This is a genomic window from Variovorax sp. P1_H12_2, from assembly GCF_056405335.1.
In genome coordinates, this window is the sequence record NZ_JBFUCI010000221.1 from 1 (window position 1) to 10,279 (window position 10,279).

Here is a 10,279-nt window from a genome sequence, read left to right on the forward strand (position 1 = left end):
CTCCTCCTCGAACTTGTCGATCACGACGGTCGAGGTGTAGGGCAGTTCATCGCCGGTCAGGCGGAAGAGCTTCTCGCGCACCAGCTCCCCGGCCAGGAACTTCTCGCTGCGGTCGGTGAGTTCGTCCTCGGCGTAGAACCAGTCCTGTTCGGGCAGGTACTTCTCGCAGATGCCGAACAGGCGCTCGACATCCTTCGCATTCTTGGCCGACATCGGCACGAATTCGGCGAACTCGTGCTTCTGCTGCATGGTTTGCAGCCAGGGGGCGATGTCGCCGCGACGGTGCACGTTGTCGAGCTTGTTGGCCAGCAGCACGGTCGGGATGCCCTTGCCGAGCAGCCTGAGCACGCGCTCGTCGGCCGGCGTGAAACTGCCGGCCTCGACCACGAAAAGGATCAGGTCGACATCGCCCACCGCGCCCTGCACGGTCTTGTTGAGCGACTTGTTCAGCGCATTGGCGTGCAGGGTCTGGAAGCCCGGCGTGTCGACGAAGACGAACTGGGTCGCGCCCAGCGTGCGCATGCCGGTGATGCGGTGCCGCGTGGTCTGCGCCTTGCGCGAGGTGATGCTGATCTTCTGCCCGACCAGGGCATTGAGCAGCGTCGACTTGCCCACATTGGGCTTGCCGACGATGGCCACCAGGCCGCAGCGCCGGGGGCCTCCCGCCCCGTCATCGGGCGGGGGGAGGATGGATTCGTTCGCTTCGTTCATGGGGTTGCCTTCGCGCCGCGCGCCTTGAGCCGGATCAACATGGCCGCCGCGGCGGCCTGCTCACCGGCGCGGCGCGAGCCGCCGATGCCGCGTTCGCGCAGGCCCAGGTCGGGCACCTCGCACTCGACATCGAAAGTTTGCTTGTGTGCCGCTCCCAGCGTTCCGACGACGCGGTAGGCGGGCAGCTTCATTTTGTGACCCTGCAGCCATTCCTGCAATTCGGTCTTCGGGTCCTTGGAGGCCGCGTCCATGCGCGGGCTGATCGCGACCGATTCGTAGAGCCGGTGCACCAGCGCCTGGGCCGCGCCATAGCCGGCATCGAGGTAGACCGCGCCGATCACCGCCTCCAGCGCATCGGCCAGGATCGAGGGCCGATTCTGGCCGCCCGAACGCGCCTCGCCCTCGCCCAGGCGCAGCAAAGGCGACAGCGCCAGCTTGAGCGCCAGCTGATGCAGGGTGTCCTGCTTGACGAGGTTGGCCCGCACCCGCGACAGGTCGCCCTCGGGCAGCGTCGCCAGACGCACATACAGGAGGTGCGAGACCGCCAGGTTCAGCACCGAATCGCCGAGAAACTCCAGCCGCTCGTTGTGGTCGGCTGAAAAACTGCGATGCGTCAGCGCGAGCTGCAGCAGCCGCGCATCCGCGAATGTGTGCTGGAGGCGCCCCTGCAGCGCAACGAGGCCGCCGTCGGTCACAGGGAGAACGTCAACGGGACTGGCCCTGGTACTTGAGCACGAGGTAGRCGGGGCCGAACAGGTGGATCTCGCGGTCGTAGGCGAAAGACACGACCACCTTGTCGCCGTCCTTCTTGACATCCAGGTCCTTGCCGCTGAYCGACTTGAAGTCGTCGATGGCCTGGGCGCGGTCGAAGATGGCCCGCACTTCGGGCACCGTCGTGCCTTCCTTGGCCTTGTTGGCTGCCTTGGTGATCGCCTGATACTCGATCAGGGTCGGGATCACCTGCGCCAGAACCACGCCGGCACAGGCCAGCACGATGGCGACGAACAGCAGCCCGATGAAAGAGATTCCGCGCTGTTGATGTCTTGTCTGCCTTGCTCTCATGCCCTCTTCCCCTCGATGAAAATCCGGATGCTTATTGGAATGTGCCGATGCGCTTGAGGTTGCCGAAGTTCATCCACACCAGGAAGGCCTTGCCGACGATGTTCTGGTCCGGAACAAAGCCCCAGTAGCGCGAATCGAGCGAGTTGTCGCGGTTGTCGCCCATCATGAAATAGTGTCCCTCGGGCACCTTGCACACCACGCCCTCGACACTGTAACGACAATTTTCCTGGTTCGGGAACTGCATGATCTCGACCTCGGAAAGCCCTGCGCGGCGCGTGTCGTCGTTGAGCAGGCGATGCTCCTTGCCGCCCAGATCCTCGGTGTACTGCTTGAGGTAGCGCATCGTCTCCTCATCGAAGTAGTCGGGAATCGACACCTTGGGGACCGGCTCGCCGTTGACCGTGAGCTTCTTGTTCAGGTAGGCGACCTCGTCGCCCGGCACGCCGACCACGCGCTTGATGTAGTCCATGCTCGGTTTGGGCGGATAACGAAACACCATGACGTCGCCGCGCGCCGGCGGGCGGCCATCCGTGATCTTGGTGTTGCTCACCGGCAGCCTGAGCCCGTAGACGAACTTGTTCACCAGGATCAGGTCGCCCGTGAGCAGTGTCGKCATCATCGAGCCCGACGGGATCTTGAACGGCTCGAACAGGAACGAGCGCAGCAGGAACACCGCGAGGATCACCGGGAACAGCCCGGCGGTCCAGTCCAGCCACCACGGCTGCATGATCAGGCGTTCGCGGGCCTTGGTGTCGACCGTGTCGACCTGCGTGATGCCCTGGCGCGCCAGCTCCTCGCGCCGCTGGGCCAGCGAGGCGTCGAGCGCCTCGGCGGCGCGGGCGCGCTTCGGCAGGAAATAGAAGCGCTCCGCCAGCCAGAAGAGGCCGGTGACCACGGTCGCCAGGAACAGCAGCAGTGCGAAGTTGCCTTCGACCACGCCGAAATACCAGGCGCCGATGTAGCCGACGAAGGCCGCGAGAATCAGGGAAGTGAGAAATGCCATCTTAGTTTTCTTGTGTGCTGCGCGACCCATGGCCCACGAATCCGTCGCAGTCAGGGGCCGGGGATACCGCGGAACCGGCTTCGGGCCGCAGGTATCGTCCCCTGGAGGGGGCGGCGCCGCAGCCGCTTCGGGGGTGGTCCATCAGTCCTCTACCTGCAGGATGGCAAGGAAGGCCTCTTGCGGGACCTCGACCGAGCCGATCTGCTTCATTCTTTTCTTGCCCGCCTTCTGCTTCTCGAGCAGCTTCTTCTTGCGGGTGATGTCGCCGCCGTAGCACTTGGCGAGCACGTTCTTGCGCAGCGCCTTGATTGTCTCACGCGCAATGATGTTGGCCCCGATGGCCGCCTGGATCGCGACGTCGAACATCTGGCGCGAGATGATCTCGCGCATCTTCGACACCACGGCCCGGCCGCGGTACTGGCTCTGGCTGCGGTGGACGATGATCGACAGCGCGTCGACCTTCTCGCCGTTGAGCAGGATGTCGACCTTGACGACATCCGAGGCCCGGTATTCCTTGAACTCGTAATCCATCGAGGCGTAGCCGCGGCTGACCGACTTCAGCTTGTCGAAGAAGTCGAGCACGATCTCGCCGAGCGGCATCTCGTAGGTCAGCATCACCTGGCGGCCGTGGTAGGCCATGTTGAGCTGGACGCCGCGCTTCTGGTTGGCCAGCGTCATCACGGCGCCGACGTATTCCTGCGGCATGTAGAGATGCACGGTGACGATCGGCTCGCGGATCTCGGCCATCTTGCCGACGTCGGGCATCTTCGACGGGTTCTCCACCATCATCACTTCGCCGTCGTTCTTGACCACCTGGTAGACCACGCTGGGCGCGGTCGTGATGAGGTCCTGGTCGAACTCTCGCTCCAGCCGCTCCTGCACGATCTCCATGTGCAGCAGGCCGAGGAAGCCGCAGCGAAAGCCGAAGCCCAGCGCCTGGCTCACTTCGGGTTCGTAGCGCAGCGAGGAGTCGTTGAGCTTCAGCTTCTCGAGCGCGTCGCGCAGCGAGTCGTACTCGCTCGCTTCGGTCGGATAGAGCCCGGCGAACACCTGCGGCTGGATCTCCTTGAAGCCGGGGAGCGCCTCGGTCGCGGTGGCCGCGGCGCCGCCGGTGCCGGGCTTGATCAGCGTCACGGTGTCGCCGACCTTCGCGGCCTGCAACTCCTTGATGCCCGCGATGATGTAGCCCACCTCGCCGGCCTCGAGCGAGGCGCGCGGCTCGTTGGCCGGGGTGAACACGCCGATGTTGTCGGCGTTGTACATCGCACCCGACGCCATCATCTTGATGCGCTCGCCCTTGACCAGCCGGCCGTCGACGACGCGCASCAGCATCACGACGCCGACGTAGGGATCGAACCAGCTGTCGACGATCATCGCGCGCAGCGGACCGTCGGGGTTGCCGCGCGGCGCCGGCATCCTGGCGACCACGGCCTCGAGAATTTCCTCGATGCCCATGCCCGTCTTCGCGGAGCACGGGATCGCATCGGTCGCGTCGATGCCGATCACGTCTTCGATCTCGGTGCGCGCGTTGTCGGGGTCCGCGTTCGGCAGATCCATCTTGTTGAGCACCGGCACCACCTCGACGCCGAGGTCGAGCGCGGTGTAGCAGTTGGCCACCGTCTGCGCTTCGACACCCTGGCTCGCATCGACGACGAGCAATGCACCTTCGCATGCCGACAGCGATCGACTCACTTCATACGAGAAGTCGACGTGGCCCGGCGTGTCGATCAGATTGAGGTTGTAGACCTGCCCATCCTTGGCCTTGTAGTGCAGCGCGGCGGTCTGTGCCTTGATGGTTATCCCACGCTCTTTCTCGATGTCCATCGAGTCGAGAACCTGCGCTTCCATCTCGCGCTCGGCGAGACCGCCACAGCGTTGAATCAAGCGATCGGCAAGCGTCGACTTGCCGTGATCGATGTGCGCAATGATCGAAAAATTTCTGATGTGATTCATCAACGGGAACGCTTAAGTACTTGAATTGGCTCGTGCGCAGAAGGCGACAGGCAAGAAAAAAGGGCGCGTCCCCAAGAGACGCGCCCTGAACCAACAAGCAATGGCAACTGCAGTAGTTGGGACTTCATTGTAGGCAAAAAGGGGGGCGCGTACAGCCGGGCCAAAGCCCGGGAGGGGTCGTTGCAGGTCAGCAACATGCGACTTATGAACAACTTATCAACAGGATCGGTGGAGCAATCGCTTAACAACTTGTGGGCGAACTGTGGAGCGCCGGTGGACGGGCAGCGGGTATCTCGCATCGTGAAGCACCTCGGATCGCTTATGCGACGAGTGGGGTCCGGAGGAGCTCTATTCTACCGAAATTCATCGTTAGAGGCCTTTTAAGTTAGTGATCGCCAACCAAAATCGATCACGCGAACTGTCAAAAAAATTTCTTGGACGGTGCGGTTGACGCGCGACAGCGGCCAAAAAATGGCCCCAAACCCGACTGCGGGGTGGGGCCACTTGACGCCTGAATGGCCCCCACGCTCCCCCACTTCATGTGGGTCGCTGCCCCCCCGAGGGGGCCGCAGGCCGGCTTGGGAGCGGCCCGGCACCGGCCTGGCCCGATCAGCGAGCCGGCCGGAGCAGCGCGTACTGGGCCCAATCGCCCCGGCGGAACAGCAGACTGACCGGCTTGCTCTTGTCGGCCTTGGCGAGTGCGGCGTCGAATTCCTTGAGATTCGCAACCTCTACATTGCTCACCGCCAGCACCACATCGCCTTCGCGCAGCCCCGCGCGAGCGGCCGCATCGGTGGCGGCATCGATGCGCACGCCACCCTTGAGCTTGAGCTCCTTCTTCTGCGCTTCGGTGAGATCACTGAGCGCGAGCCCCATCGATTTGGCGGCAGCCGAAGCCGAGGGCTTCGCCGCAGGTTCGTTGCGATCGGCCGCGACCTTCGCCGGCTTGTCGGGTTCGATCTCCGCGATGGTCACGTTGATGTCGCGCAAACTGCCGCGACGGAAGACGGTGATCGAACTCTTGGTACCGGGCTTGGTGTTGCCCACCAGGCGCGGCAAGTCGCTCGGCTTCTCGATCGGCTTGCCGTCGAACTTGGTGATGATGTCGCCGGGTTCGATGCCGGCCTTCTCGCCCGGCGAGCCGGACTCCACGCCGCGCACCAGCGCGCCTTGCGCCTTGCCCAGGCCGATCGACTCCGCCACATCCTTGGTGACCTGGTCGATCTGCACGCCGATGCGCCCGCGCGAAACGCGGCCCGAGGAGCGCAGCTGGTCCGCGACGCGGCTGGCCTCGTCGATCGGGATCGAGAACGAGATGCCCATGAAGCCGCCCGAGCGCGAGTAGATCTGGCTGTTGATGCCCACCACTTCGCCGCGCATGTTGATCAACGGGCCGCCGGAGTTGCCGGGATTGATGGCCACGTCGGTCTGGATGAATGGCAGGTAGTCGCCGGTGTCCCGCTGCTTGGCGCTGACGATGCCGGCCGTGACGGAGTTCTCGAGGCCGAAGGGCGAGCCGATGGCCATCACCCACTCGCCCACGCGCAGCTTCGATACGTCGCCGACCTTGACCGCCGGCAGGCCGGTGGCGTCGATCTTCACGACCGCGACGTCGGTGCGCTTGTCGGCGCCGATGATCCTGGCCTTGAACTCGCGCTTGTCGGTCAGAGTCACCAGCACTTCGGAGGCGCCGTCGACCACGTGCGCATTGGTCATCACGAAGCCGTCGGACGACAGGATGAAGCCGGAGCCGACGCCGCGCGGACGCTCTTCGTCGGGCGCCTGCGGCCGGTTCGGGCGCGGACCCTGGCGCGGAATGCCCGGCATCGGCTGGCCGAAGAAGCGCCGGAAGAACTCCTGCATCTCCTCGTCGGGCTCGCCGCTGCCGCCGCCCTGGGCGACCTTCTCGATGGTGCGGATGTTGACCACCGACGGGCCGACCTGGTCGACCAGGTCGGTGAAATCGGGCAGGGCCCGTGCCTGCGCGTGCACAGGCGTTGCCGGCAGCAGCGCGGTGGTCGAAGCGAGCGCGAACGCGCAGGCCATCAGGGCCGAACGGAAGGTGTTCCCCTTGATCTTGAGCATCATCGGTTTCTTTCGTTGGAGAGACAAAAACTGCCTAGCGCGAACGGACCAGGCCTCGCGCGAACGCATCCAGCGTCTGCGGCGGGACTTCGCCGACGGCGGTCAGCCACCAATCGCCATCCTTGTCCGTCATTCGACGCGTGAGCGTGTGAGTGGCACCCAGTGCGAGCAGCACTTCCTCGGGCTTGCGCTGCGCGTCGTAAGGCTCGATGAAAAGCGAGACCGTCGCCAGCCCGTCCGAGAAAGTCCATTGCATCGTATAGCCCTGTCCGTCGCCCCCCATCGGGCGGCGGAAGGAACTGACCGGCCTGAAGCCCGCCACCGGCTTGCCGAGCGCCCAGCCTTCGCGTTGCGCCGTGGTGCGCTCGAGCTCCGACTTCTCGACCCGGTAGCCCGCGGTGCTGCCCATCATCTGCGTCAGCGCGTGAATCTTGACCGGTGCATCGAGCTGGAGTTCGGAGAAGGCCGATTGCTCGATCACCTTGCTGTCGCGGTCGGTCGTCTGCAGCTTGATCACCAGGCCCGAGCGCCGCTCGCTCCAGACACGGTAGCCAAAACGCAAGGCGTCGCGCGGCTCGATCTGGATCACGTCGGCATCGAAGCCGGCCACCCGGTCCTTGCCGATCACGCGCACGCCGTAGGACTCGGCGATCGATGAATCGGGCATGCCCGACAGGTTCGGGAACAGCTCGAGGTTCTCGCGCTTCTCGCGCTTGACGATCTTCGACTCCGGCAGGAAGGTCACGACTTGGTCGTTGCGCCGGAAGGTCGAGCGCGGCGGACCCGACAGGGCCTCGATGCGCTCCATCTGGAGGTCGCCCTCGCACACATGCCAGATCCGTGCGCTCGACAGGTTGCCGGCCGGCACAGAGACCACGAAGGTGCCGACATAGCTGCGCTGGCGCGCGGCGGCATGCATGCGCTGCAGCCACTCGACCACGCCCATCGCGGGCGCGTCGCCGCCGGTCGCGCTGGGTACGCTCTGCACGGACGGCGAAGGGCTTCGGCCCTGGGCCAGCGACACCTGTGCCATGCACAGCGCGGCCACCAGAACCAGGAACCCGCGCGCGGAGATCGGCATCGAATGAGTCATCGCAAGGACTGACGGCGCGCGCGTCAGCGCGACGGCCGATCGAAGGTGGCGTTGCGCAGGAATCCCGAGGGCATCTGCGAAGCTCCTCCTGCCTGTTGGTGCGCTTCGAGCAACTGGTCCAGCCGTGGATCGCGCAGCATGACCTGCGGATTGCCGCTGCCGATCGTGACCCGGGTCGATGCGAAGTTCGGGGCCGCCTGAGTCGGTGCCTCGGCCGTGGCAAACACGGCCGGTGCTGCCTGCTGCAGCGCCAGTTGGGCGCCGGTGGGGCGGGAATCCGCAACGCCGACCCAGTTCCATCCGATCGCCGCAGCCGCCGCCAGCGAGGCCGCGCCGGCCACCAGCTTCCAACGGAACACCGGTTCGTTGGCGGCTTCGACCCGTCGCTGCACCAACCTGGGCTCCGGCGGCACCGGCAGCAGGGCCGGCACCACCGGCTCGGCCGCGAGACGGCTCTGGAAGCGCGACAGGAAAATCGAAGTGTCGCTGCAAGCGGCGTGGCCACCCGAACGCAAGATGTCGCCCACCACGTGATAGGTCTGCCAGGTCGCGCGCAATTCGTCGTCGACGCAGAGTCGGCCGATCACCTGCGCGAACTCGTCGTCGCGCAAGTGGCCATCGGCGAGCGCGGAAACCTGCTCTTGGACTGTGTTTCTTTGGTTCATCTTGTTCACCTGCTTACCAACGCTTGCCCGACTGGTTGTCCAGCAAGGGCTTGACCCGGACCGAAATCGCTTCGCGGGCGCGAAAGATCCGCGACCGCACCGTGCCGATCGGACAGTTCATGACCTCGGCGATCTCTTCGTAACTCATGCCCTCGATTTCGCGCAGCGTCACTGCCTGCCGCAACTCGGCCGGCAACGCTTCCATCGCCGCTTCGACCGCAGCGGCGATTTCGTTGGCCGCCATCACGGATTCGGGGGTCTCGTCGCTGATTGGTTCGTTTCCGGGCCGGTAAGTTTCATCCTCGTCGTCAGAAGACGCTCGGAGGGCGCTTTCGGAGATGGTCGGGTCGCGCTTCATGTCGACCAGCGCCTTCTTGGCGGTGTTGACCGCGATCCGGTAGAGCCAGGTGTAGAACTGTGCCTCGCCGCGGAACTGGTGCAGCGCGCGGTAGGCGCGGATGAAGGTCTCCTGGGCGATGTCCTCGACCAGGTTGACGTCGCGCACCATGCGTCCGATCAGGCGTTCGATCCGTCGCTGGTACTTGATGACCAGCAGCTCGAAGGCCTTCTGGTCGCCCGCCACGGTGCGCTGGACCAGCTGGAAGTCGACCTCGCCCGGCCTGGCAGCGGCGGGCGCGTCGCCCGGACCGGTGTCCGGTGGTTCGGGAGGCAGCGAAGCGGTCATGGCGAAGGATGATGCGCCGAGCCGTCCGGACGAGGGACCGGCTCGGCCGCACCGGCACGCGAATAGAGCGCGCGCCGCAGGTCGGGCCAGCGCTCCGGCATGGCCTGGCGGTCGAGCCAGATCCAGCGCCGAGCCCGGGCAGGCCCGGCGAGGCGCACCAGCAGCAGGGATTGCAGGTCGAGGGCGACGCTGGCGCAGGCCGCCCGTTGCGCAGCGCCGCCCGTGATCGCCCAGGCCTGACCGTCGAACTGGAGTTCCGCCGAAGCAGAAGAACGCAGGACGCCGGTCCAGCCGGCCACCCCGGCAACGACGGCGCTGAAGGCCAGCATCGCCTGCCGCCAGTCGAGCTCGCCGCCCGATCGGACGCAGGCCAGCGTGACACAGCCGACGCCGAGCACCCAGAGCAGCATCAGGAGCCGCTCCGCCTTGCGCGAACGCCCCACCGGATAGTTCACCGACGGGGCGCTGTGCATGGGTAGGGAAGTATCAAACGCGCTTGAACACCAGCGTGCCGTTGGTGCCGCCGAAGCCGAAATTGTTCTTGACCGCGACATCGATCTTCAGATCGCGCGCCTCGTTGGCGCAGTAGTCGAGATCGCACTCCGGATCCTGGTTGAAGATGTTGATCGTCGGCGGGCTCTTCTGGTGATACAGGGCCAGCACGGTGAACACCGACTCGATGCCGCCGGCGCCGCCCAGCAGGTGGCCGGTCATCGACTTGGTCGAGTTCACGACCAGCTTGCGGGCATGCTCGCCGAAGGCGTTCTTGATCGCGTTGGTCTCGTTCAGGTCACCCAGCGGCGTCGAGGTGCCGTGGGCATTGATGTACTGCACCTGGTCGGCATTGACCCCGGCGTTGGCTAGCGCCATCGCCATCGAGCGGCGCGGGCCGTCGACGTTGGGGGCGGTCATGTGGAAAGCATCACCGCTCATGCCGAAGCCGGAGACTYCGGCGTAGATCTTGGCACCGCGAGCCTTGGCGCGCTCGTACTCCTCGAGCACCACGACACCGGCCCCCTCGC

The 10,279-nt window shown here is 65.4% G+C and carries 11 protein-coding genes; all 11 read right to left on the minus strand.

All coding sequences use genetic code 11. The annotated features are described in order from the left end of the window. A partial coding sequence (era, locus tag AC1D2K_RS20725; RefSeq protein WP_478090709.1) for a GTPase Era occupies positions 1-711 on the minus strand: 711 nt, incomplete at its 3' end. Then, positions 708-1,406 carry a ribonuclease III gene (gene rnc, locus AC1D2K_RS20730; RefSeq protein ID WP_478090710.1) on the minus strand — a complete coding sequence of 233 codons (699 nt, stop codon included), beginning with the start codon at positions 1,404-1,406 and terminating at the stop codon, positions 708-710. The genes era and rnc, both read right to left, overlap by 4 nt. Before the next feature lie 10 nt (positions 1,407-1,416). Further along, entirely contained in the window at positions 1,417-1,773 is a 357-nt protein-coding gene (locus tag AC1D2K_RS20735; RefSeq protein ID WP_478090711.1) for a DUF4845 domain-containing protein, read from the minus strand. A 31-nt stretch (positions 1,774-1,804) separates the two neighbouring features. Next, positions 1,805-2,776 (minus strand): signal peptidase I, encoded by a 972-nt coding sequence (gene lepB / locus AC1D2K_RS20740; RefSeq protein ID WP_478090712.1) that lies wholly within the window; start codon positions 2,774-2,776, stop codon positions 1,805-1,807. A 141-nt stretch (positions 2,777-2,917) separates the two neighbouring features. Next, entirely contained in the window at positions 2,918-4,729 is a 1,812-nt protein-coding gene (lepA, locus tag AC1D2K_RS20745; protein ID WP_478090713.1) for a translation elongation factor 4, read from the minus strand. Between the two features lie 609 nt (positions 4,730-5,338). Then, the gene (locus AC1D2K_RS20750) at positions 5,339-6,814 is read right to left on the minus strand and encodes a DegQ family serine endoprotease (RefSeq protein ID WP_478090719.1); all 1,476 of its coding nucleotides are present in this window, start codon (positions 6,812-6,814) and stop codon (positions 5,339-5,341) included. A 34-nt stretch (positions 6,815-6,848) separates the two neighbouring features. Then, positions 6,849-7,907, minus strand: a complete 1,059-nt coding sequence (locus AC1D2K_RS20755) for a MucB/RseB C-terminal domain-containing protein (RefSeq protein WP_478090714.1) — start codon at positions 7,905-7,907, stop codon at positions 6,849-6,851. A gap of 23 nt (positions 7,908-7,930) precedes the next feature. Further along, entirely contained in the window at positions 7,931-8,572 is a 642-nt protein-coding gene (locus tag AC1D2K_RS20760; RefSeq protein WP_478090715.1) for a sigma-E factor negative regulatory protein, read from the minus strand. Positions 8,573-8,585: 13 nt separating this feature from the next. Then, positions 8,586-9,257 carry an RNA polymerase sigma factor RpoE gene (gene rpoE, locus AC1D2K_RS20765; RefSeq protein ID WP_478090716.1) on the minus strand — a complete coding sequence of 224 codons (672 nt, stop codon included), beginning with the start codon at positions 9,255-9,257 and terminating at the stop codon, positions 8,586-8,588. Beyond that, the gene (locus AC1D2K_RS20770; RefSeq protein WP_478090717.1) at positions 9,254-9,730 is read right to left on the minus strand and encodes a hypothetical protein; all 477 of its coding nucleotides are present in this window, start codon (positions 9,728-9,730) and stop codon (positions 9,254-9,256) included. Before AC1D2K_RS20770 ends, rpoE begins: the two co-directional genes overlap by 4 nt. Before the next feature lie 13 nt (positions 9,731-9,743). Then, the coding region (locus AC1D2K_RS20775) for a beta-ketoacyl-[acyl-carrier-protein] synthase family protein (protein WP_478090718.1) at positions 9,744-10,279 on the minus strand (536 nt) is incomplete at its 5' end.